The 23,333-nt window shown below is 70.7% G+C and carries 19 protein-coding genes; 6 read left to right on the top strand and 13 right to left on the bottom strand.

Features of this window, described 5'->3' with window-relative positions; genetic code table 11:
* Position 1: 1 nt before the first annotated feature.
* On the top strand, positions 2-1,741 hold the full coding sequence (locus tag NBY65_RS25790; RefSeq protein ID WP_203330502.1) for an ATP-binding protein: 1,740 nt from the start codon (positions 2-4) through the stop codon (positions 1,739-1,741).
* Entirely contained in the window at positions 1,723-4,149 is a 2,427-nt protein-coding gene (locus NBY65_RS25785) for a response regulator (protein WP_150041282.1), read from the top strand. The genes NBY65_RS25790 and NBY65_RS25785 overlap by 19 nt, the downstream gene beginning before the upstream one ends.
* On the opposite strand, the gene NBY65_RS25780 is transcribed toward NBY65_RS25785, so the two are convergent.
* The 8 genes from NBY65_RS25780 to NBY65_RS25745 all read right to left on the bottom strand — a co-directional run bounded on the left by NBY65_RS25780 (position 4,116) and on the right by NBY65_RS25745 (position 12,211).
* Positions 4,116-4,907 carry an MBL fold metallo-hydrolase gene (locus tag NBY65_RS25780; RefSeq protein ID WP_239002818.1) on the bottom strand — a complete coding sequence of 264 codons (792 nt, stop codon included), beginning with the start codon at positions 4,905-4,907 and terminating at the stop codon, positions 4,116-4,118. The two genes, NBY65_RS25785 and NBY65_RS25780, sit on opposite strands and share 34 nt — an antisense overlap.
* 5 nt (positions 4,908-4,912) lie before the next feature.
* Positions 4,913-5,692 carry a TatD family hydrolase gene (locus tag NBY65_RS25775; RefSeq protein ID WP_150041310.1) on the bottom strand — a complete coding sequence of 260 codons (780 nt, stop codon included), beginning with the start codon at positions 5,690-5,692 and terminating at the stop codon, positions 4,913-4,915.
* A 7-nt stretch (positions 5,693-5,699) separates the two neighbouring features.
* Positions 5,700-7,235, bottom strand: coding sequence for a methionine--tRNA ligase (metG, locus tag NBY65_RS25770; RefSeq protein ID WP_150041281.1), 1,536 nt, complete (start codon positions 7,233-7,235; stop codon positions 5,700-5,702).
* Positions 7,232-8,251, bottom strand: coding sequence for a DNA polymerase III subunit delta' (locus tag NBY65_RS25765; RefSeq protein ID WP_239002815.1), 1,020 nt, complete (start codon positions 8,249-8,251; stop codon positions 7,232-7,234). Before NBY65_RS25765 ends, metG begins: the two co-directional genes overlap by 4 nt.
* Positions 8,248-8,874 carry a dTMP kinase gene (tmk, locus tag NBY65_RS25760; protein WP_150041279.1) on the bottom strand — a complete coding sequence of 209 codons (627 nt, stop codon included), beginning with the start codon at positions 8,872-8,874 and terminating at the stop codon, positions 8,248-8,250. Before tmk ends, NBY65_RS25765 begins: the two co-directional genes overlap by 4 nt.
* Positions 8,875-9,028: 154 nt before the next feature.
* The gene (locus NBY65_RS25755; protein ID WP_150041278.1) at positions 9,029-10,276 is read right to left on the bottom strand and encodes a D-alanyl-D-alanine carboxypeptidase family protein; all 1,248 of its coding nucleotides are present in this window, start codon (positions 10,274-10,276) and stop codon (positions 9,029-9,031) included.
* A 22-nt stretch (positions 10,277-10,298) separates the two neighbouring features.
* Entirely contained in the window at positions 10,299-11,207 is a 909-nt protein-coding gene (locus NBY65_RS25750) for a septal ring lytic transglycosylase RlpA family protein (protein WP_162530573.1), read from the bottom strand.
* Positions 11,204-12,211, bottom strand: a complete 1,008-nt coding sequence (locus NBY65_RS25745; RefSeq protein WP_162530572.1) for a lytic murein transglycosylase — start codon at positions 12,209-12,211, stop codon at positions 11,204-11,206. The genes NBY65_RS25750 and NBY65_RS25745 overlap by 4 nt, the downstream gene beginning before the upstream one ends.
* A gap of 229 nt (positions 12,212-12,440) precedes the next feature.
* On the opposite strand from NBY65_RS25745, the gene NBY65_RS25740 reads away from it, so the two are divergent.
* The gene (locus tag NBY65_RS25740; RefSeq protein ID WP_150041275.1) at positions 12,441-13,832 is read left to right on the top strand and encodes an MmgE/PrpD family protein; all 1,392 of its coding nucleotides are present in this window, start codon (positions 12,441-12,443) and stop codon (positions 13,830-13,832) included.
* A gap of 111 nt (positions 13,833-13,943) precedes the next feature.
* On the top strand, positions 13,944-14,630 hold the full coding sequence (locus NBY65_RS25735) for a metal-dependent hydrolase (RefSeq protein ID WP_239002814.1): 687 nt from the start codon (positions 13,944-13,946) through the stop codon (positions 14,628-14,630).
* Between the two features lie 16 nt (positions 14,631-14,646).
* Here NBY65_RS25735 and NBY65_RS25730 read toward each other — a convergent pair whose 3' ends face one another.
* The 3 genes from NBY65_RS25730 to NBY65_RS25720 form a co-directional block, all read right to left on the bottom strand.
* The gene (locus NBY65_RS25730; RefSeq protein ID WP_150041273.1) at positions 14,647-15,495 is read right to left on the bottom strand and encodes an NAD(P)-dependent oxidoreductase; all 849 of its coding nucleotides are present in this window, start codon (positions 15,493-15,495) and stop codon (positions 14,647-14,649) included.
* Positions 15,496-15,526: 31 nt separating this feature from the next.
* Positions 15,527-16,537, bottom strand: a complete 1,011-nt coding sequence (locus NBY65_RS25725) for a lipid A deacylase LpxR family protein (protein WP_150041272.1) — start codon at positions 16,535-16,537, stop codon at positions 15,527-15,529.
* Between the two features lie 144 nt (positions 16,538-16,681).
* Complete coding sequence (locus NBY65_RS25720; RefSeq protein ID WP_150041271.1) at positions 16,682-17,986, bottom strand: Nramp family divalent metal transporter; 1,305 nt, start codon at positions 17,984-17,986, stop codon at positions 16,682-16,684.
* 216 nt (positions 17,987-18,202) lie between these two features.
* On the opposite strand from NBY65_RS25720, the gene mntR reads away from it, so the two are divergent.
* Entirely contained in the window at positions 18,203-18,670 is a 468-nt protein-coding gene (gene mntR, locus NBY65_RS25715) for a manganese-binding transcriptional regulator MntR (RefSeq protein ID WP_408895201.1), read from the top strand.
* Between the two features lie 47 nt (positions 18,671-18,717).
* On the opposite strand, the gene NBY65_RS25710 is transcribed toward mntR, so the two are convergent.
* On the bottom strand, positions 18,718-19,632 hold the full coding sequence (locus NBY65_RS25710) for a LysR family transcriptional regulator (RefSeq protein WP_150041270.1): 915 nt from the start codon (positions 19,630-19,632) through the stop codon (positions 18,718-18,720).
* A 153-nt stretch (positions 19,633-19,785) separates the two neighbouring features.
* On the opposite strand from NBY65_RS25710, the gene NBY65_RS25705 reads away from it, so the two are divergent.
* Complete coding sequence (locus tag NBY65_RS25705) at positions 19,786-20,808, top strand: zinc-dependent alcohol dehydrogenase family protein (RefSeq protein WP_203330501.1); 1,023 nt, start codon at positions 19,786-19,788, stop codon at positions 20,806-20,808.
* Between the two features lie 76 nt (positions 20,809-20,884).
* Here the strand turns inward: NBY65_RS25705 and NBY65_RS25700 are convergent, their stop codons facing one another.
* Positions 20,885-23,272: a heavy metal translocating P-type ATPase gene (locus NBY65_RS25700; protein ID WP_150041269.1), complete on the bottom strand. Its 2,388-nt coding sequence runs from the start codon at positions 23,270-23,272 to the stop codon at positions 20,885-20,887.
* Positions 23,273-23,333 lie beyond the last annotated feature (61 nt).

Here is a 23,333-nt window from a genome sequence, read left to right as displayed (position 1 = left end):
GATGGACAGGCCGCTCGTCACTCTCGCCTTGGCCCAGGAACCCGATGTTGTCGCCGTGCGGCAGCGCGTCCGCCATGTCGCCGCGCGGCTGGGAATGGATCCGCAGGACCAGACCCGCCTCGCCACCGCCGTGTCGGAGATCGCCCGCAACGCCATCGTGCATGGCGGCGGCGGCCGTGCCGAGATCCTGTTGCTGCAGGATCCGCAGCCGATGCTGGCCGTCCGCATCGCCGACCAGGGGCCGGGCATCGCCGATCTCGATGCCGCGCTGTACGGCGCCGATCGCTGGCGGGCCGGCATGGGATTGCTCGGCGCGCGCCGCCTGACCGACCGTTTCATCATCGAAAGCCGCCCCGGCGGCACCGTCGTCCTGCTCGGCAAGGCGCTGCCGCCGGGAACAGCCTTGCCATCCGCCGGCGCCCTGGCCGCCCCCCCCGCCAGCCGCGAGGATCCCGCCCTCGCCCTGCGCGAGGCGAACGGCGAGTTGCTGCGCACGCTGTCGGCGCTACAGGCGCGCCAGGAAGACCTCGATCGCCTCAACCGCGAGCTGGAAGACACCAATCGCGGCGTGGTCGCGCTCTATGCCGAGCTCGACGAGAAGGCGCGCGAGCTCGGCGAGGCCAGCGAGCTGAAATCCCGTTTCATCTCCAACATGAGCCACGAGTTCCGCACGCCGCTGAACTCCATCCTGGCGCTCTCGCGCCTGCTGCTCGACCGCACCGACGGCGAGCTGTCCGCCGAACAGGAAAAGCAGGTCCTGTTCATCCGCCAGTCCGCCGGCAGCCTGCTGGATCTGGTGAACGACCTGCTCGATCTCGCCAAGATCGAGGCCGGCAAGGTGGAGATCCGCCCGGCGTCGCTGCGCGTCGGCGACCTGTTCGCCGGGCTGCGCGGCATGTTCAAGCCGCTGCAGGCCAATCGCAGCGTGGAGCTGGTGTTCGAGCCGCCGGCCGATCCGCCGGACCTCGTCACCGACGAGACCAAGCTCACCCAGATCCTGCGCAACCTGATCGGCAACGCGCTGAAATTCACCGAAACGGGCGAGGTCCGCGTGAGCGTGGCGGCGTTGGAGGAGGACCGGGTGGCCTTTACCGTCAGCGATACCGGGATCGGCATCGCGCCCGTCGACCAGGGGCGCATCTTCGAGCCGTTCGAGCAGGTGGAAAGCAGCCTGCAGGCGCGCAACAAGGGCACCGGCCTCGGCCTGCCGCTGTCGCGGCGGCTCGCCGAGTTGCTCGGCGGCACGCTGACGGTCAGTTCCACCCCCGGTGCCGGCGCCAGCTTCCGCCTCGTCATCCCGCTGCGCCACGCCGCGGCGCTGCCCGCGCCGGGGCCGCGCGCCGGCTGGCGGCGGGTGCTGGTGATCGACGACGAGGATGCCGCCCGCTACGTGCTGCGGCGCCTGATCGGCGCCGAGCCGGGCTGGGAGGCGATCGAGGCGGCCGACGGGTTGAGCGGCCTGCAGCAGGCGCGGGAGCTGCAGCCCGACGCCATCCTGCTCGACCTCAACATGCCCGGGCTGGACGGCTTTTCCCTGCTGCGCGCGCTCACCGCCGATCCGGCCACGCGAGCGGTGCCGGTGGTGGTCTGCACCTCCCTGCCCGTCGACGGCGCCCTGCGCGCGCGCCTGCCGCGGGGCGTTCCCGTCCTGTCCAAGAGCGTGCTCGACCGGGCGAGCCTGTGCGAAGCGCTGCACCTCGCCGCGGCGATGGAGGCCGGCGCATGCCCGACCACAGACTGATCCTCAACGTCGACGACCAGGAACCCATTCGCTACGCCAAGCGCCGCATCCTGGAGCAGGCCGGCTACCGGGTCATCGACGCCGCCACCGGGACCGAGGCGCTGCGGCTGGCCGCGGAGCGGCGTCCGGCGCTGGTGCTGCTGGACGTCCGCCTGCCCGACATCGACGGCATCGAGGTGTGCCGGCGCCTGAAGCGCGATTCCCAGGCGATGATGGTGCTGCAGATCTCCGCCACCGTGAAGGCCAGCTCCGCGCGCGTGCGCAGCCTGCAGAGCGGCGCCGATTCCTTCCTCAACGAACCGGTCGAACCGGAGGAACTGGTGGCCGCCGTGGGCGCGCTGCTGCGCATCCGTGCCGCCGAGCAGGCGGTGCGCGAAAGCGAGCTGCGCTTCCGCACCCTGGTGGAAGCCACCCCCCAGGTGGTCTGGATCGGCACCGCCACGGGCGAGATCACCTACTGGAATCCCTACTGGTACGAGTTCTCCGGCTTCACCGAAGCCCAGACCCGGGACGGCGGCTGGCTGGAGGCGGTGCATCCCGACCAGCGCGCCCAGGTCCGCGAGCTGCACGGCCGCGCCATCGCCGAGGGCCACGCCTATGCGGTGGAGATGCAGCTGCGCAATGCCGCCGGGGCGTGGTCCTGGTTCACCGCCCGCGGCAACCCGGTGCGCAACGAGGCCGGTCACGTCCTGCAATGGGTCGGCAGCGCGCTGGAGGTCGATGCGCTCAAGCGCGCCGAACTGGAGAGCGCGCTGCTTGCCGCCATCATTTCCTCCACCTCCGATGCGGTGGTCAGCTTCGCCGCCGAGGACGGTCGCATCCTCAGCTGGAACCGGGCCGCCGAGCGCCTGTTCGGCTACACCACCACCGAGGCGCTCGGCGGCCCGGTCGGCTTGCTGGTCCCCCCCGAGGGGCCGGAGGGCCATGGCGAGGTGTTCCGCCGCGCCATGGCCGGTGCGCCTGTCAATCTCGAGACCATCCGCCGCGCCAAGGACGGCGAGCGCATCGACGTGGCGATCGCCGCCGCCCGCATGCTCGCCCCCGACGGGCGGGTCCTCGGCGTTTCCGCCATCCTGCGCGACATCCGCGACCGCCGCCGCGCCGAGGCGGCACTGCGCGAAGCCAACGAGATGCTGGAAGCCAAGGTCGCCGCCCGCACTCGCGCCCTCACCGAGGCCTACGAACGTCTGCGCCGCGAGGTGGTCGAACGCGAGCGGGCCGAGGCGGCGCTGCGCCAGGCGCAGAAGCTGGAGGCGCTGGGCCAGCTCGCCGGTGGCATCGCACATGACATCAACAACACGCTGCAGGCGGTGCTCGGCGGCGCCCGCCTGATCACCCGCCGTGCCGGCGATGCCGCCGCGGTCGAGCGGCTGGCGCATCTCATCGTGGAGGCCACCGAGCGCGGCGCCTCGGTGGTGCGGCGCCTGCTGGCCTTCGCCCGGCGCGACGCGCTGCGGGCCGAGCCGGTCGATCCGGCCCTGCTGCTCGGAGAGCTGGCCGAGATGCTGGCGCCGACGCTGGGCGGGCGGATCGGGGTGGAGGTGCGGGCCGCCGCCGACCTGCCCCTGATCCTGGTGGACCGTGCCCAGCTTGGCACCGTGCTGGTCAATCTCGCCATCAATGCCCGCGATGCCCTCACCGGGATCGAGCATCCGCGGCTTTGCCTGGAGGCGGTGGGCGACACCGCGGGGCCGGGGCTCGCGCCGGGCCAGTACCTGCGCATCATCATCATCGACAACGGTGCCGGCATCCCGCCCGACATCCTTGGCCGTGTCACCGAGCCCTTCTTCACCACCAAGCCGCATGGCGAGGGCACCGGCCTCGGCTTGCCGATGGCCAAGGGATTCGCCGAGCAATCCGGCGGGGCGCTGGCCATCGACAGCACGCCCGGCGTCGGCACGCGGGTCACGCTGTGGCTGCCGGTGGCGCTGCTGGCTGCCGCCGAGGCCCCCGTGCCGGCGCCGGCGCCTGCCCTGCCCGCCGCCACCCGCGTGCATGTGGTGCTGGTCGACGATGACGCTCTGGTGCGCGGCATGTTGGCGGCGTCGCTGCGCGGCTATGGCCAGGAGGTGGAGGAAGCGGCCGATGCCGCGGCGGCTCTGACGCTGCTGGCCGCGCTGCCGATGCCGCCCGACGTGCTGGTGACCGACCTGTCCATGCCCGGACGCAACGGCGCCGACCTGATCCGCGAGGCGCGCCGGCGGTTCCCCGGCCTGCCGGCCATCCTGATGACCGGCTATATCGGCGGCGGTGCGGTGGAAGCGATCGGCGAGCTCGGCCCCGGGCCGTTCGCGTTGCTGCACAAGCCGGTCGATCCCGATCGCTTCGCCGACCGGGTCATGAGCCTGCTCGCCGCCACCGAGCCGCCACCGGATCAGGCCGGCGCGTCGATTACCATGCCGTCATAGCCGGGCTCGATGCCGGCCGGCAGGTGCTCGACCAGCCAGGCCCAGTCCATGTCCTGGCCCATATGCGTCAGCACCGTCCGGCGCGGCTGCACCCGCTCGACCCAGCTCAGCACCTGGTCGATCCAGGCATGGCAGCGATGGCGCTGCCGCTGGAAACAGGCCACCACCCAGGTGTCCACCCCTTCCAGCGTGGCGAAGGCGGCCTCGTCCAGCCCGACCACGTCGGTCGAATAGGCGAACCCGCCGATGCGCATGCCAAGCGAGCGGGAATAGCCGTGGTCCTGGTCGAACACCTGCACCCGCATGCCGCTGGCATGCACGGTCTGGCCGGGGGTGACCACGTGCTCGATCAGCACCGGCCGGTAGAAGCCGGGCGGCTCCCAGGGGCGGAAGGCGTAATCAAAGCGGCGCTTCAGCTCGGACAGCGTGGCCTCGGTGGCGAAGGCCTCGATCGGCCGGCCGATGTTGCGGTTGAGCATGCGCACGTCGTCCAGCCCGAGGATGTGGTCGGCATGGGCATGGGTGAACAGGATCGCGTCCACCCGCGCGGTCCCGCTGGCCAGCAACTGGGCGCGCAGGTCGGGGGGGGTGTCGACCAGCAGGGTCGCACTGCCCTGGCTGACCAGCAGCGAACTGCGGGTGCGGCGGTTGCGCGGTTCCTGCGGGTCGCAGGCGCCCCAGTCGCCGTGCCCGTCGGCGCCGCCGATATGCGGGACGCCGGCCGAGCCCCCCGTCCCCATCAACACCGCCCGGATCATGGTATTCACGCCTCTGCCGCCTTCCTGAACAACCGCCGGAAATTCGCGGTGGTCGTCGCGGCCATCGCCTCCGGGCTGACCCCCTTCACCTCGGCCAGCACGCGCGCGGTATGCGCCACCCAGCCCGGTTCGTTGCGCTTGCCGCGGAACGGCACCGGCGCCAGATACGGGGAATCGGTTTCAACAAGCAGACGTTCCATCGGAACGTCGCGCGCGATGTCCCTGATTTCCTGGGATTTCGGGAAGGTCAGGATGCCCGAGAAGCTCAGGTGGCCATCCAGCTTCAGCGCCGCTTCCGCGAGTCCTCGCCCGGAACTGAAGCAATGCAACAGGAAGGCGAAAGGACCGCCGCCATCCCATTCTTCCTGCAGGATCGCCGCGACGTCGGCATCGGCGTCGCGGGCATGGATGGCCAGTGGCACCCCGGCCAGCCGGGCGGCGCGGATATGTGCGCGGAACACCGCCTGCTGCACATCCCGCGGGGCCTTGTCGTAGAAATAATCGAGCCCGGCCTCGCCGATGCCGATGCAGCGCGGATGCTCCGCCAGGGCGGCGATCGCCTCGGGAGACGGCACCTCCTGCTCGGCGGCATGGTGCGGATGCGTGCCCACCGTGAACCAGACATTGGGATGGGTCTCGGCAAGGCGCCGCATCACCTCCGACTGGCTCAGCCGGGTGCCGATGGTGACCATCTCGCCCACCCCCGCCGCGGCGGCGCGGGCCAGCACGGCCTCGATCTCGTCGGGGCGGTAGTAGTCGAGATGGCAATGCGAATCGATCAGCATGGCCGGGTCAGGCGGCATCTTCGACATGACGGGGGAACACCCCCTGCGGCGGCGGCAGGATGGTGCCATCCGGCAGCGGAGCGCCCAGCGCCGCGATCGTCCGTGCCTCCTCCGGGACGCCGAGCTGGTCGAGCATCTTCGCCATGCTGCCCGGCATGACCGGCTGCAGCACGGTCGCGACCGCGCGCAGCACGTCGGCCAGCACCCGCAGCACCGTCGCCATGCGCGCCGGATCGGTCTTGCGCAACGCCCAGGGCGCCTGGCGGTCGATATAGCTGTTGGAGGCCCGGATCACCTTCCAGATCTCCTCCAGCGCGTCGTGGAAGGCCTGGCGGTCGAAGCGCTCCCGCACCGCGCCGGGCAGCGCCTCGGCGGCGGCGAGCAGGGCGGTGTCGTCCTCGCTCAGCGGCCCGCGCACCGGCAGCCTGCCCTCGCAGTTGCGCGCGATCAGGCTGAGCGAGCGCTGAGAGAGATTGCCCAGGTCGTTGGCGAGTTCACCGTTCTTGCGCTGGATCAGGGCACGGTGGCTGAAATCGCCGTCATTGCCGAACGGCACCTCGCGCAGCAGGAAGAAACGGACCGGGTCGAGCCCGTAGCTGGCCACCAGCTCGGCGGGGGCGATCACGTTGCCCAGCGACTTGCTCATCTTCTCGCCCTCGATGGTCCACCAGCCATGGGCGAAGACGCGCTTCGGCGGTTCCAGCCCGGCCGCCATCAGGAAGGCCGGCCAGTAGACGGTGTGGAAGCGCAGGATGTCCTTGCCGACCATGTGCAGGTCGGCCGGCCAGAACCCCGCGCGCGGCGCCTGCAGGTCGGGCCAGCCCGTCGCGGTCACGTAATTGTTCAGCGCGTCCAGCCAGACATACATCACATGCGCCGGATCGCCCGGCACCGGAATGCCCCAGGTGAAGCTGGTGCGACTGATCGAGAGGTCCTTGAGCCCACCGCGCACGAAGCTCAGCACTTCGTTGCGGCGGCTGGTCGGGGCGATGAAGTCGGGATGGGTTTCGTAGAATTCCAGCAGCTTGTCCTGCCAGGCGGACAATTTGAAGAAATACGAGGGCTCGACCACCCACTCGACCGGCGCGCCGGTGGGCGCCACCTTGGTGCCGTCCGGCCGGGTGACCAGCTCGCTCTCGTCGTAGAAGGCCTCGTCGCGCACGGCGTACCAGCCTTCATAGCCGCCGAGATAGATCTGCCCGTTGGTCTGCAGCCGCCGCCACAGCTCCGCCGTCGCCCGCTTGTGGCGCGGCTCGGTGGTGCGGATGAAGTCGTCGTTGCTGACGCCCATCACCTGCGCCATCTCGTGGAAGGCCGGGCTGACCCGGTCGGTGAAGGCCTGCGGCGCCACCCCCGCGGCGGCGGCCGCCTTCTCCACCTTCTGGCCGTGCTCGTCGGTGCCGGTGAGGAAAAACACATCATACCCGTCCAGCCGCTTCCAGCGCGCGAGCACGTCGCAGGCCAGCGTGGTGTAGGCGTGCCCGATATGTGGCACGTCATTCACGTAATAGATCGGGGTCGTGATGTAGTATTTTGATTTCATGACATTCTCGGGGCAGTGCCGGCCAGCAGGCCAAGGCCGGAGACGATGGCTTGGCGCCGGTCGAGATAAAACGCCTGAGTCTCATCCTGAAGGCGGGTCAGCGCGTGCCACACCTCCACCCAGGCATCAAGGGGCCGGGCGCCGAGCAGCCTTGCCTGGTCGGGATCGGCGCGTCCCCTGGCAGCATCGCGCACCGCGCTCGCCACGGTGCCGCGCAGCAGGTCCATGAAGGTGGCGAAACTGTCCTCGTCCCGCGCCACCGTGTCGGCGACCTCGTGCGCCTGGCCGGCGCCGAGGCCCGGCAGCCGTTCGATCACCTGGGACACAAGATCGGCCAGCGCCACCCCGCCGCCCTCGGCCAGGGCCAAGGCGCGGCCGGGCGAGCCCTCGGCCATCGATGCCAGCCGCGCCCGTTCCTCGGCGTCGGTGCCGGGCAGCGCCCGGTCGAGCAGGTCCCGCACCTCTTCCTCGGCCAGCGGGGAGAGGCGCAGGCGGCGGCAGCGGCTGCGGATGGTCGGCAGCAACCGGCCGGCGGCGGCGGAGACCAGCAGCAACACCGCCCGTGCCGGCGGCTCCTCCAGCACCTTGAGCAGGGCGTTGGCGGCGTGGCGGTTCATCTCTTCCGCCCCGTCCAGCACCACCACCCGCCAGCCGCCCTCGGCCGGAGTGAGGCGCAGGAACTCGCTCACCGCGCGCACGTCGTCGGCGACGATCTCGCCGCGCAGCTTCTTGCGCTTGGGGTCCCAGGCGCGCTCGATGGTCAGCAGGTCGGCATGGGTGCCGGCGGCGACCCGGCGGAAGGTCGGGTGGGTCTCCGGCAGCGCCAGTGCCTCCTCGCCGCCGGCGAGCAGCCGGCGGGCGAAGCGGAAGGCCAGGGTGGCCTTGCCGATGCCGGGTGGGCCGGTGATCAGCCAGGCATGGTGCAGCCGGCCGCCCCGCAGCGCCTCCAGCATCGCCGCTTCCGCGGCTGCATGGCCGATCAGGAGCGGGTTGGCGCGGGGCTCGGGCAGGGTCACGGTCGCCCCAGCCTCACGCGCACCGCGTCCGTGACCTGGGCCGCCACCGCGTCCATCGCATCGGCGGCGTTCACCACCGCGCAGCGCCCCGGTTCAGCCGCCGCCACCGCCAGGAAGCCTTCGCGGATGCGGGCGAAGAACGGGGCCCCCAACCGTTCGTAACGGTCGGCCGCCGTGCCTCGCCCGGCCAGCCGGGCCATCGACACCTCCACCGGAACATCCAGCACCAGTGTCAGGTCGGGCCGCAGGCCGAGCATGTCAACCAGTTGAGCAATGACCGCCCGGTCGGCACCCTGCCCCCAGCCCTGGTAGACCAGGGTCGAATCGAAGAACCGGTCGCACACCACCCAGGTGCCCGCCTCCAGCGCCGGGCGGATCGTCTTGGCCACGTGCTCGGCTCGCGCGGCGAAATGCAGCAGGCATTCCGCCAGCGGATCCCAGGCAACCGGTCCTTCCAGCAGCAACTGCCGCAGCGCCTCGGCGCCGGGGGCGCCGCCGGGCTCGCGCGTGCGCAGCACCGGCACGCCGGCCGCGTTCAGGGCCTGGGCCAGCAATGCCGCCTGGGTGGACTTGCCCGCCCCCTCGCCGCCTTCCAAGGTGATGAAGCGGCCTGATTGCGGCATCCCTGATACCTATGTTTGGCGGGGCGTTGCCCCGCACCCGACCAGGAGGCTCCGCCTCCTGGACCTCCGCCAAGGGCTTCGCCCTTGGAACCCGTTATTTCCTGTGCCGCGCAGCGCGAATGGGGTCAAGGGCGGAGCCCTTGCCTTCCTTGTCTTAGCTACCCGTCACATAGTGGGTCAGCACCGCCCAGGCCCGCCCCGGCAGCCCGAGCCGCGGCACATCGGCCCCTGCCAGCAGCGGCACCTGCATTTCCGGCACGCCCTGCCCGATCACCGTCAACCGACCCAGTTGGGCGCCCCGCGCCACCGGCGCCTGCACCGGCGTGTCATATTCCAGGGTGATCTTTGCCCGGTTGCGCCAGCCCCGCGGCATGGTGACCACCAGGTCGCGCCCGCCGACCAGCGGCACCGTCGGCTGGGTGCCGAGCCAGACCGGCACCTGTTCCACCGGCTGGTCGGCAGTGAACAGGGTCACGTTCTCGAATTCCCGGAACGCCCATTCCAGCAGTCGCTCGCCTTCCTCGGCGCGCTGGCGCATCGAGTTCAGGCCGTTGACCACCAGCACGATGCGCCGCCCGCTGCGCTCGGCGCTTGCCACCAGGCCGTAGCCACCATCGTCGGTGTGGCCGGTCTTGAGCCCGTCGGCGAGGTTCTTCTGCACCAGCGGATTGCGGTTCTGTTGCTCGATATTGTTGTATTTGAAAGCTTTTTCGGAATCGTAATGGTAGTATTCCGGAAAATCCTGGATCAGCCGGCGCGCGAGGACGGCGATGTCGCGCACGCTCATGCGGTGCTCGGGGTCGGGCCAGCCGGTGGCGTTACGGAAATTGCTGTTCTGCAGCCCGATTTCCTTGCCCTTCTGGTTCATCAGCTCGGCGAACTGTTCCTCCGAGCCGGCGATCGCCTCGGCCAGCACGATGCAGGCATCGTTGCCGGACTGCACGATCACGCCGCGGATCAGGTCCTCGACCTTCACCTGCGTGCCGATGCCGACGAACATCTTCGATCCGCCCATGCGCCAGGCGCGCTCGGAGACCGGCAGTTCCTGGGTCAGTTGCAGCCGCCCCGATTTCAGCAGGCTGTAGACGATGTAGATCGTCATCAGCTTGGTCATCGACGAGGGCGGCATGCTCGCATCCGCGTCCTTGTCGAGCAGCGTCGCCCCGGTGGCGAAATCCAGGACCACCGCCCACCGGGCGGCGGTGTCCAGCGGCCCGATCGGCGTATTGGCCGGCGTGCCGGTGGGCACGGGCTCGGCGGGGCGGCGGCCCCGGCCAGGCGCGGCCCCGGCGGGATGCGGCGCGGGCGGGCGCGGCGCCGGGTGCTGGGGCCGCGTCTGGGCAGCGGCAAGGCTGGGCAGGCCGACGGCGGCGCCGGCCAGCAGGAATCGACGGCTGAGCATGAGGCGGCTCCTTGCGTGGACTCTACCGGGAATCCACGACGATGCGGGCATCAGATACGCCGGCCCGCAAGGTACGGTCCAGCATCGCATCGGCCTGCGTGGTATCGGCAAACGGACCGATGCGAACACGAAATGCTCGCTCGCGTGGGGCGTTGTAGTCGGTCGATACCTGGGGCCCCAGGCCGGCGAGCGTGTGCTGCATGACCCGGGCATATTCCAGGCGGGCAAAACTGCCGCATTCGATATACAGCAATCCGGGGTCCGCCGGCTGCTGCCAGACCTGCTCGGGCAGGCGCAAGGGCACGGTCGGCACGGCAGCATTGCCGGTGGCCTGAGCCACCGGGCCGGCAGCCGCGCCGCGGACCCGCACGGCCTGGCGGGCACCGGGCGGCGGAGCCAGGCTCTCGGCCTGCACGCCGCCGCGCGGGGCGGTGGCGACGCTGAGCAGCGGCACTTCCGCAAGCGCGCCCGCCATCGCCCGGCTCTCGGCCTCGAGCAGTTGCACGCGCACCCGCAGCGGTCCCTTGCCGCCGCCGAGCAATTCGGCGGCGCGCGGGGTCAGCTCGATCAGCCGGCCCGGGTCGGCCGGGCCGCGATCATTGATGCGCACCAGCACCGCCCGGCCGGTCTCCAGACTGGTCACGCGCGCCAGCGCGGGCAGTTGCAGCGTGCGATGCCCGGCGGCGAGCGCGGTGGGGTCGTAGGTCTCGCCATTGGCGGTCTGCGGCGCGTGGGCGCCGGCCACCGCGGCGAGTCCGGTATCGGCGTACTCGAACTGCTCGCGCGGATAGCGCCACAGTCCCCCGGTCTGGTACGGCTCCCCGACCACGTAGCGGCCCGGTTGCGGGGCCGCCTGTCGCGGCCCCGTATGACAGCCGCCGACACACGCGGCGAGCAGCAGCACCGGCAGGAGGCGGGCGGCTTGCGTCACGTGGTAATACGATCGGCGAGCAGGCAGATGCACAGCGCGTAGTAATCCGACGGGTTGTAGGCGCGCAGGGCGCGGAAGTTGCTGGCATTGACCAGGAACGCCTCGCCGCCCGGCCCGCCGGGCAGGATGATCGAGGCCGGGGCGTCGCCCGGCCGCAGGCTGCCCCCGTCGAACGACACCACCCCCATGCGGGCCCATTCGCTGGTCGGGCGCCGGTTGGCCCGGCCGCCCCAGGCCGGGTCGAACCCACCCGGCAGCCGCACCTGGGTGCCCCAGGGCTGGCCCGCCTTCCAGCCGTCCATGGCCAGGTTGTTGGCGGTGGAGGCGAACACGTCGGGGAAGCTGGTCCACAGGTCGCGTCGCCCGTCGCCGTCGAAATCGACGGCGTATTTCAGGAAGCTGTCGGGCATGAACTGGGTCTGGCCCATCGCCCCGGCCCAGCTTCCGACCATCTTCTCGGGCGGGATGTCGCCAGCCTGCAGGATCTTCAGGCAGTCCATCAACTGTCCACGGAAATAGGCGCCGCGCCGCCCTTCCCAGGCGAGCGTGGCCACGGCCTCGACCACGTTGAAGCCGCCCATGGCGCGGCCATAGTCGGATTCGAGCCCCCAGAGCCCGACGATGATCCCGGCCGGAACGCCGTAGCGTGCGGAGACCTGGTCGAGGATGGCGCGATGCTTCGCCAGTTGCTCGCGGCCGCGGGCGACGCGGCCGTCATTGACGATGCGGGTACGATACTGTTCCCAGGTGAACTTGACTTCGGGCTGGTTGCGGTCGAGCTCGATGACCCGCCAGTTGATGCGGATCGGCCCGAGCGCGCGATCGATCACGGCCGGCGAGATGCCCTTCCTGCGGGCCTCGGCCGCCACATCGTCGAGATAGCGACGGAAGCTCGCGGTCTCTTCGGGGGTGGAGACACGGGCGGGTTTGGCAGGCTGCTGCGCCAGGGCGGAGGCAGCGAGCAGGGCCGGCGGGACGGCCAGCAGGATACGGCGGGTGAGCATGGGAAAGGCATCTGCCACAGAGGCGGAGTCGCCGGCAACGATCGTCCGCCTCCGCATTGTTACAGTCATGGTTGCATTGACGACAGCGCAACCATTGCGAAGCGGCGCCGGGAACAGGACCGGTCGGGTCGCGGGGCAAACGTTCGGGCTCGTGAACCCTTGTTCATGCGGCAGTGGCACCGCCCCAGATGGCACGGTACACTAACACCCGGCTGGGAGGACCAAGAAAATGGAAATAACCCGCGAATTGTCGCGTTTCAGTGCTGTCATTTCCCTCTCGTCCCTGCCGCCCGAGGTGGTGGCGCGTGCAAGGTTGCTCGTGCTCGACCTGGTCGGCAGCATCGTGCGCGCCCGTCATGACGCCGACAGCACCCCGCCCTTGTTCGCCGCCGCGCGCGCGCTCGGGCTGGGGGCGGGCCATGCCTGCGTCTTCGGTGATTCTTCCCGCTGGACGCCGGCGGGGGCGGCGCTGCTGAACGGCGCGCTGGGGCATTCGCTGGATTTCGACGACACCCATGCGAGGGCGTCGCTGCATCCGGGGGCGGCGGTGATCCCGGCGGCGCTTGCCGCCGGCGAGATGACCGGCGCCACCGGGGCCGACGTGCTGGCGGCCATCGTCGCGGGCTACGAGGTGACCTGCCGGCTGGCGCTCGCCCTGCCCGTGCGCGCCCATTACGACCGCGGCTTCCATCCCACTGCCACCTGCGGCGTGTTCGGCGCCGCCGCCGCGGCCGGGCGCTGCTTCGGGCTGGACGGCGACGGCATCGCCGATGCCTTCGGCATTGCGCTCAGCCAGTCCGCCGGCAGCCTGCAGTTCCTCGCCAACGGCGCCTGGACCAAGCGCTTCCATGTCGGCTGGGCGGCGATGGGCGGGCTTTCCGCCGCGACCCTGGCCACCGAGGGTTTCCGCGGCGCCGCCGCCGCGCTGGAAGGACGCTACGGGTTCTTCAACGCCTATGCGCCCGACGCCACGCCAGCGCGTGCGCTGGAAGGTCTCGGGGCGGAATTCGAGCTGATGCGCACGGCGGTGAAGCCCTACCCGTCCTGCCGCTACGGCCATGCCGGCATCGACGCGGCGCTCGCCCTGCGCGCGGCGCACGACCTGCTGCCGCAGGAGATCGAGAGCGCCACCTACGCGATTTCCCATGCCGGTATGTTGCAACTGGGCGAGCCGGAAGCGCGCAAGGCCAACCCGCAGAGCGTGGTCGATGCCCAGTTCAGCGCGCCTTTCGCCATCGCCTGTGCCCTGGCCACCGGCACGCTGGGCTGGGACAGCTACCGGCTGCTGCGCGATCCCACCATCCGCACCCTGATGCCGAAGATCCACAGCGAAGCCGATCCGGAGGTGGAAGCGCTCGGCCCGATGGCCGGAAGGTTGACCATCGCCGCACGCGGCACAACTTTCGAACATACCGTCGCCGTGCCCCGGGGCGAGCCGGAAGCCTTCCCCTCGGCGGCCGAGCTGCGCGCCAAATTCCTCATGCTGGCCGGCGAGCCGCTCGGAGCCGAGCGCGCCTCGCGGCTGGCCGATGCGGTGCTGACGATGGACGCGGCCCGCGACATCGCCGCGGTGCTGCGCTTCGGCGTGCCACCGCTGCGCGCCCGCCTCGCCGGTGAGTGACTGTACCGGCGCGCCGTCTTTGTTGATGGATTCCAATCGACATTTCTTACTTGTGGGGGCGAGTCCTCAGATTTAGGTTCAAGCGTCTCGCGCAAGGACGTAACGGCCGTGATGGTGGGGTCGCATGTGGCGCTGGGGGCGGCCTCATGGTTGGTCGTCGCCCCGCATCTCGGCCAGCCCGCGGTCGGGCTGGTGCCGCTTGGCCTGGCGGTCATCGGGGCGCTGCTGCCCGACATCGATCATCCGAAATCCTGGGTGGGCCAGCGCGCGCGGCCGCTTTCAACCGTCTGCGCCATGCTGCTCGGGCATCGCGGCATCACCCATTCCCTGTTCGCGGTGGCGGTCTGCACCTGGTTGCTGGTGGAGCACGGCTTCTCCGAAGCCACCGTGGCACCGCTGGTGGTGGGCTATCTCTCGCATCTCGGCGGCGACCTGCTGACCCCGCGGGGCCTGCGCCTGGCCTGGCCGCTGAAAGGCACCTGGGCCTTGCCGATCTGCCGCACCGGCTCGGCCTCCGAGCCGCTCGTGGTGATGGTGGCACTGTGCTGCGCGATCGTCGCCACGGTTGGCCTCGACCGCGTGCAGGCGACGGTGCGCGCCACCGGATTGTGCCGGCTGGTGCCGGACCTGCCGGCGATCTGCCAGGCGCTCGGCGGTCCGCCGTCGAAGGCCCAGGCCTGCCCGCCCCCGGCCGCGGTGGAACGGCAACGGGCGCGCGTCGCGGCCCCGCCGCCGGCGCGTCCAAGGCCGCCGACGCGCGCGGCCGGATCGGAACCGCGGCCGGCGACGGCCGGCTGACCCCGTCGATGCCGGGCTAGGTGCCGCCCGGGGCCGGTGCGGCAAAGCTGGCGGCGAGCCGCGCCGTTTCGCCATCTTCCGCAGGCGCGGCCGCGTCGCGGGCGATCGCCTCGTAGTGGCGCGCGGCGGCCAGGTAGGCCGGGCCGAAGGGCATGCCGTCGAGGAAGGCGGCGATCTCCTCCATCTCGGCGACCCAGCGATAGGCCTTGCCGAACATGTCGGGCACGCCGCGCCGCAGGTAAGCGAGCAAGGCGGGCTGGCTCTCGGCCAGTTCGGCGATCAGCGGCCCGGCCACGCCGGCCCGCGCGGCGCCGAGCGCCATGGCGCTGCCCAGCGCGGTCAGCCCCTTGGTGATGCCGGCATAGCTCAGCTTCAGCGCCGAGGCGGCGCCGATCCCGCCTTCGACCGCCCGCACATCCAGCCCGTGCGCGCGCAGCGCCAGCAACGCTCCGGCCGGTTCGCCGGAAACGTAGAAACGCGGGCCGGCATCGTCGCCCTTGGGCGGGCCGCCGATGATGCCGATATCGGCGAAGCGCAGCCCCGGCAGGGCGGCGGCGACCGCCTGCACGGTTTCCGGGCTGACCGCGTTGCAGTCGGCGAACACCACCGCCGCACCGCGCGGGCACAGCACCGGCGCCAGCCGCCGGGCCAGCGCCAGGGCCTCGCCGGGCGGCAGGATCGACAGCACCAGGTCGGCCCAGCCGGCCAGTGCCGCCTCGCTTTCCTGCGTGGGAAGGCCCTGGGCGCGGGTCGCCGAGGCGGGGCCGCGGCCCTGCAGGGTCACCGCCACCTCCGCGCCCCGGCCGGCAAGGCGTCGCGCCACCGCCGCCCCCATGGCCCCCGGCGCGATCACGGCAATGCGCATGCTTTCCCCTCCCCGGTTGGGTGCCGGCCGTTCAGAACCGCACGTTCAGCGCCAGCGAGCCGAACTGGTGCAGACCGCCCTTCTGGTGCTTGAATTCCTGGGTCTGGAACACCTGGGTGTAGGTCAGGCGGACGCCCGAAACCATCACCGCGAGCCCGACCTGGAACTCGCCCACCAGGGGCTTCAACGTGACGCTGCGGCTGTCCTGCCAGAGATTGCCGTTCAGGGTGATGTCATGGGCGACGACCTGGCCGTCGGCCCCGAGGAACACGTACCAGGCGAGCGGCCGGGTCGGTCGGAACACGTCGCTGCCGGACAGGCCGGGGCGCAGCCGCGACACCCCGTAATCCGAATCCAGGCCCTGGCCGAGCCGGAAGGTAACGCCGCCCTGGCCGTAGACGCGCAGCGTGCCGGCCCCGGCGATCAGCGACGGCAGGGCATCGACATCGACGGCCCCCAGGCTGGTGACCGGCAGCCGCCAGGTGCGCTCGCTGAGGATCTGGAACACCGGCTCGTCGTGCAACTGGGTGTCCCAGCCCTGCACCCGGTTCTGTCCGATCAGGTCATGCCAGCCGTTCTGGACCTGCTCGCCGAGCGCGGAGGGGCCGACCACGCCGGCACTGACGGCGAAGGCACTGCGGGCCTCGCCATCGTCGTGCTGCAGGGACAGCGTGCCCAGCAACACGCCCGCAAAAGGCCGGTCACCGGGCGGCGGATAGCCGGAGGTGTTGTCCTTCGCGGTGAAGATCTGCTGGCTGATGTCGAAGCCGATGCGCATGCGTCCGTCACCCCACAGGGTGCGGCCCATGCGCTCAAGAAAGTCCGGCGCCCCGCCCTCGCCCGAGGTCCAGCCGAGGCGCAGGCCGTTGGTGTAGTAGCGGTCCGACAGCGTCGCCGTGGTGATCGACGCGTTCTCGCCCTGGATCGTCCAGATGGCAGCCGTATCCGGGCCCGGCTGTTGCGCGGTGGTGGGAGGCGCCGTCAGCGCGCCAACCCCGATCGCTGCTGCCGCTGCCATGGCGATCCGCGTCGGTCGTGTCATGTGAGCCTTCTCTCTTCAACGCCAGTGACACAGGAGTAACGGTTGTGCGACCGCGCCGGAACCCCCGGCACTTTGCGAGTGCCGGGCGATAACGTTGACAGGAGAGAATGGCTGCAAGGCGGGCACGCGAAAAGGGACGCCGGTTCAGCCCGGTAAGGGCAGCTCCAGCCCCGCGACCTGGGCGAGCAGCACCAGGTTCAGCGCGATCACCACCATCGCCGCGAGCACCGCGAAAACCTGGGTCAGCGGCCGGTTCACGAACTCGCCCATCAGCCGGCGGTTGCCGGTCAGCAACACCAGCGCGATCATCGGCACCGGCAAGGCGAGGCTGAGTACCACCTGGCTCCAGATCAGGGCCTCGGTCGGATTGGCGCCGAGCGCCACCACCACGAAGGCAGGCGACATGGTGAGGCTGCGGCGCAGCCACAGCGGAATGCGGAAGCGCACGAAATCCTGCATGATCACCTGGCCGGCCATGGTGCCCACCATGGAGCTGGAGAAGCCCGAGGCCAGCAGCGACAGCGCGAAGATCACCGCGGCCCCACCGCCGAGCAGTGGCACCAGGGTTTGATAGGCCTGCTCCAGCTCGGCGACCTCCGAATGGCCGAGATGGAACGCCGCCGCGGCCATCGCCACCATCGCCATGTTCACTAACCCGGCCCCGCCGAGCGCCACCACCACCTCGATGTTGGAGAAGCGCAGCACCTTGCGCCGCTCCGTGCGCGTCGGCGTGGGCATGCGGTTCTGGGTCAGGCTGGAGTGCAGGTAGAGCGCGTGCGGCATCACCGTGGCGCCGATGATGCCGACCGCCAGCGTCACCGCGCCGGCATCGGGCAGCGAGGGGGTGATGGCGCCGCGCAGGAAGGCACCGGGCTCGGGGGGGGCGATGAACAGTTCGAGGATGTAGGCGAAGCCGATCATCATCACGAAGCCGCCGATCACCAGTTCGGCCGGGCGGAAGCCGCGATTGCCGAGCAGCAGCAGCACATAGGTGACGATGCCCGTGACCACCAGGCAGGCCATCAGCGGCAGGCCGGTCAGCAGCATCAGGCCGATCGCGCCGCCGAGGAACTCCGCGAGGTCGGTCGCCATCGCCGCGAGTTCGCTCACCACCCACATCCCCCACACCACCGGCGCGGGGAAATGGTCGCGGGATGCCTCGGCGAGGCTGCGGTCGGTGACGATGCCGAGCTTGGCCGAGAGCGCCTGGAACAGCATGGCGACGACATTGGCCATCACCACCACCCACAGCAGGGCGTAGCCGTATTTGGCGCCGGCCTGGATGTTGGTGGCGAAATTGCCGGGATCCATGTAGGCGACCGAGGCGATCACCGCCGGTCCGACGAACGGCGTCACCGCCCGCCAGCCACGCCGCCGGCCCGCCAGGACCTCGCGCCCGGCGGCCACCGTGCGCTCCGACATGGACATCTGTACCGTCGCCCCGCTCATGAATCCCCCATTTGCTGTTCTGGCATGCGATCCGGCGGCTGCCGCGTTGCAACGGTCAGCGTAAAATGTAGCCTCGGCTACATTTCGTGGCCTCGGATATCGGTACGCCCTGCTGTCCTGTCAATCACCACGGGCGCGGCATAAAATGACAGGGCGTTGAAATCGTCGCCGCCCGCCGCCATGGTCGCCGCGTCGCCGCACCGAGGAGAGTTTCCCGTGGCCCGACGTCCCGACATCGTCCTGCACGCCGATGCCCCTATCCACCTGCCCGAGGAACCGACCCAGGCCCGCCGCTTCGGCAAGACCCGGACCGCCCTCTCGACCGCGGTGCTGGAAGACTATGCCGAACTGATCGCCGACCTGCTGGCCGCCAACGGCGAGGCGCGGCCGACCGACATCGCGCGCCGGCTCGGGGTGTCCCACGCCACCGCCATCAAGACGATCGCGCGGCTCAAGCGCGAAGGGCTGGCGACGGCACGGCCCTATCGCGGCGTGTTCCTGACCGAGGCGGGCGAGGCCCTGGCCGCGCGGGTGCGCGCCCGGCACCGGACCGTGGTCGACCTGTTGCTGGCGGTCGGCGTGCCGCCGGAGGCGGCGGAGCAGGATGCGGAAGGACTGGAACACCACGTCTCGGACGCGACGCTCGCCGCCTTCTCACGCTTCCTCCGCGCACGGAAGGGATGAGACCGAACCGGATGACGCGGAACGGAGAAGTTCCTGACACGCAACGGTCATGGGCGGGCAGCGAGGGATGAACCCGGCAGCTTTATGAAGTCGATGAAGGCCCTCAGCGCGGCAGGCAGGTGGGTCCTGTTGGGGTAGTAGAGATAAAATCCCGAAAAGGGCTTGCAACAGGCATCCAGCACGCGGATGAGCTCGCCTCTGGCGATGTGGGCCGCCACGAAGCTTTCGGGGAGGAAAGCGAGCCCTGCGCCCTGCAGCGCCGCCGCAAGAAGCAGATCCGTGTCGTTGGCGGTTATGACGCTGTCGACGTCGACATCGATCGATCCGCCGGGGCTGTCGAAGGTCCAGCGGTACAGCGCCCCTGTCTCGTGCCACCGATAGGTGATGCAGGCATGATCGCGAATATCCCGTGGCACCTGGGGCAATGATCGATGCCTGAAATACGCGGGTGAGCCAACGACGGCCATCCTCAGGTCGGGCGTCAACCTGACCGCGACCATGTCCTGCGCCACGCGTTCGCCTGACCGAATTCCGGCATCGAAACCCTTGGCCACGACGTCGGTGACAGCGTCATCAATCACCAGGTCGAGCCGAACCTCGGGATATCCGCGAAGGAAGTCCGCAAGGATGGGGGTGACGACCAGGCAGGCGGCGATGCGCGGCAGGTTCACGCGAACGACGCCCCTGGGCTGCATCTGACAGGCGCCGACGTCGCGAACGGCACCTTCCATATCGGCGATCGCGGGACGCAGGCGATCGAACAATACCTGGCCAGCTTCGGTCGGGGCGACACTTCGGGTCGTCCGGTTGAGCAGCCTGGCACCCAGGCGCTCCTCGAGCGAGCGGATGGTATGGCTCAGGGCGGAAGGCGACATCCCAAGTCGCCGTGCCGCACGCCTGAAGCTCCTTTCCTGCGAAACGGCCATGAAGGCCACCAGTTCGGCGAACTCCGTGCCCTTCATATTGATGCCCCACACGCAACTGCCTGTGCCGATTATAGGTCATTATCCGACACAATCGAGCGTGCGACGTTATGGGCCGGCGATTCAACGTCCCGTTCCGGCATCACCTGTCCGGGCGAAAGGACGTCTCCCAACAGTGCGAAGGGGTGTGCGATGGCGAAGACAATGCGGCGTTGGGAAATGGATGCCATCGGCCGGGACCGGCTCCGGCTGAGGGAGGTGCCGATCCCGTCACCGGGGCAGCGGGAAGTATTGGTGAAGGTGGCGGCCGTATCACTCAATCATCGCGACAAGATGGTGATCGAGAGTGGCCGCGGTTTGCCGATCACGTTCCCCTTCACACCCGGATCCGATCTTGCGGGAACGGTGGTCGCGCTCGGCGAGGGTGTCACCCGCTTCAGCATCGGCGACGAGGTGATCTCAACCTTCACGCCTGACTGGATCGACGGCGTCCGGCGCGGGAACGCTCGCACGCCCTCCTACCGGACGCTGGGGGGGTATTATCCCGGTGTCCTGGCGGACCATGTGGCGTTTCCCGAAGACTGGTTCGTGCGAGCGCCGGCGACGCTGGACCATGCCGAAGCCAGCACCTTGCCCTGCGCGGGGCTTACCGCCTGGTTCGCGCTCGTCGAGCGCGGCCGGTTGCACGCGGGTGAAACGGTGCTGGTCGAGGGTACGGGCGGCGTTGCACTGTTTGCTCTCCAGATCGCCAAGGCGCATGGAGCCGAGGTGATCGTCTCCGGCACTGTCGAGAAGCTCGCCCGCGCCAGGGCATTGGGAGCCGACCACGGCATCGATCGTCGACGGGAGGACTGGGTCGACGCCGTGCTCGGGATCACCGCCGATCGTGGCGCCGATCACATCCTCGAACTGGTCGGCGGGCCGCATCTCGGCAAGGCCATCCAGGTCGCCGCCGTCGGTGGCCGTATCCATCAGATCGGCGCGCTGGCGGGGTTCGACCTGGCGGCTCCGGCCATGCCGTTGATGCTCAAGGATGTGACGATCCAGGGGATCGGCACGGGCCATCGCCGCGCCCTGGAGGATCTCGTCCGCGCCGTTGACCGGATGGGACTGAAGCCTGTGATCGACGCGCGCTATCCACTCGGCGACCTGGCTGCGGCACTCGATCATCTCGACCGGGGTGCGTTCGGCAAGATCGTCATCGAAATGGCGTGAATGCATGATCGCGCGACGGAATGTCCGCTGACCGGATCCAGGGCGCACGACACCGGGTCAAAGCCCTGGCCTTCCGTCAGGGATGCCAGCGGCGCAGCAGCAGGGCGTTGGTGACGACGCTCACGCTGGAGGCCGCCATCGCGGCGCCGGCGATCACCGGGTTGAGCAGCCCGGCGGCGGCGAGCGGGATGCCCACCACGTTGTAGGCGAAAGCCCAGAACAGCCCCTGGCGGATCTTGCGATAGGTGCGGCGGGAAATGTCGAGCGCCTGCGGCACCAGGGTCGGATCGCCACGCATCAGCGTGATGCCCGCGGTGTGCATGGCCACGTCCGTGCCGGTGCCCATGGCGATGCCGACATCGGCCGCGGCCAGGGCCGGGGCGTCGTTGATGCCGTCGCCGACCATGGCGACCACCGCGCCCTCGCGGCGCAGCAGCGCGACCTGTTCGGCCTTGCCGTCCGGCAGGATTTCCGCGGCAACGCGGTCGATGCCGAGCGAGGCGGCCACCGCCGCGGCGGCACCGCGGCTGTCGCCGGTCAGCATGACCGGGATGATGCCACCGGCGCGCAGCGTGGCGACGGCCTGGCGGGCGGTTGGCCGGGGCGTGTCGCCGAAGGCGATCAGCCCGAGCAGGCGGGGGGACGGCGCGGTCTCGGCGAGGAAGGAAACGGTGCGTCCCTGCCCTTCCAGCGCCGTCGCCGCCCCGGCCAGCGCCGCGGCGTCGATCCCGGCCTCGGCGATCAGGCGGCGGCTGCCGAGCAGCAGGTCGCGGCCTTCCACCCCCCCCGCCACGCCACGCCCGGCCAGGGCGCGGAAGCCTTCGGCGCGGGGGATGTCGGCGCCGGCGCGACGGCGCACCGCTTCGGCCAGGGGATGCTCGCTGCCGGCCTGCAGTGCGGCGGCGAGGCGCAGCAGATCGGCCTCCGTCACGCCGTCCGCGGCGCGCAGGTCGGTGACCTCCGGGCGGCCTTCGGTCAGCGTGCCGGTCTTGTCGAAGGCGACCACGGTGACGGCGTGGGCGCGTTCCAGCGCCTCGGCGTCCTTGATCAGGATACCGTGGCGGGCGGCCACGCCGGTGCCGGCCATGATCGCGGTCGGCGTCGCCAGCCCAAGCGCGCAGGGACAGGCGATCACCAGCACGGCAACGGCGTTGAGGATCGCGGGCACCGCCGCGCCGGTGGCGATCCACCAGCCCGCGAAGGTCAGCGCGGCGATCGCCAGTACCACCGGCACGAACACCGCGCTGACGCGGTCGACCAGGCGCTGGATCGGGGCCTTGGAGGCCTGCGCGCCCTCGACCAGCCGCACGATGCGGGCCAGCACGGTTTCGCCGCCGACCGCCGTGGTTCGCACCACCAGCACGCCGTCGCGCGCGATCGACCCGCCGGTCACGGCGTCGCCGGGGGCTTTCTCCACCGGCAGGCTCTCGCCGGTGAGCATGGATTCATCGACGCTGCCGCCGCCCTCGATCAGGCGGCCGTCGACCGGGATGCGCTCGCCCGGCCGCACCACCACGACGTCGTCCACCACCACCTGGGCGATCGGGATGACCTGCTCGGTGCCGCCGCGGCGTAGCCGGGCGGTGTCGGGGCGCAGCCCGGCCAGCGCGCGGATGGCGGCGGCGGTCTGCCCCTTGGCCCGCGCCTCCAGCCATTTGCCGAGCAGGATGAAGGTGATCAGCACGGCGGAGGATTCGAAGTAGAGCGCCGGGGCGTGATGGCCGGCGGGCGCGGCCAGCCATTCGAAGGTGCTGAGCGCCCAGGCCGCGCTGGTGCCGAGCGCCACCAGCAGGTCCATGTTGCCGGCCCCCGCCCGCGCCGCCTTCCATCCGGCCACGTAGAAGCGCGCGCCGAGCCAGAACTGCACCGGCGTCGCCAGGGCGAATTGCAGCCAGCCCGGCAGCATCCAGGGCAGGCCGAACAGATGGCCGCCCATGCCCAGCAGCAAGGGTGCGGAGAGCGTCGCGGCGATCAGCAGATGCAGGCGTTCCCGCGCGGCCCGGTCCTGCTGCGCCGCCGGCGCCGCCTCGGCCAAAGGCTGCGCGCCGAAGCCGGTCTTGCGCACGGCCGCGCCCAGGGTGGCGACATCGGCCGTCCCCTGTACCGCCACCACGCGGGCCCGCTCGGTCGCGAGGTTGACCTCGGCCGAGAGCACGCCCGGCACGCGCGACAGCGCCCGTTCGACGCGGGCGACACAGGACGCACAGGTCATGCCGGTGATGGCGAGATCGGTGACGCTGCGGCCAACGCCGAAGCCGGCCTTTTCCACCGCGTCGGTTACCGCACGCGGATCGGGCGTCCCGGTGATGCGGGCGCGCTCGGTGGCCAGGTTCACCGTGGCCTCGGTCACGCCGGGCACGCGCCGCAGGGCCCGTTCGACCCGGCCGGCGCAGGAGGCGCAGGTCATGCCGGTGACGGAAATATCAAGTGTCGGGGCCGCGGCCTGCGCCACGGGCACTGCCATCGTGTCCATGATACGGAGATGGGGTGATGCTCCATCCCGGCGTCAAGACCCCGGGATGGGC

Origin of the sequence: Rhodovastum atsumiense, assembly GCF_937425535.1 — a bacterium.
Taxonomy (GTDB): Bacteria; Pseudomonadota; Alphaproteobacteria; order Acetobacterales; family Acetobacteraceae; genus Rhodovastum; species Rhodovastum atsumiense.
Note: the sequence above shows the minus strand (reverse complement) of the source record. Positions and strands in the feature narration are given on the sequence as shown.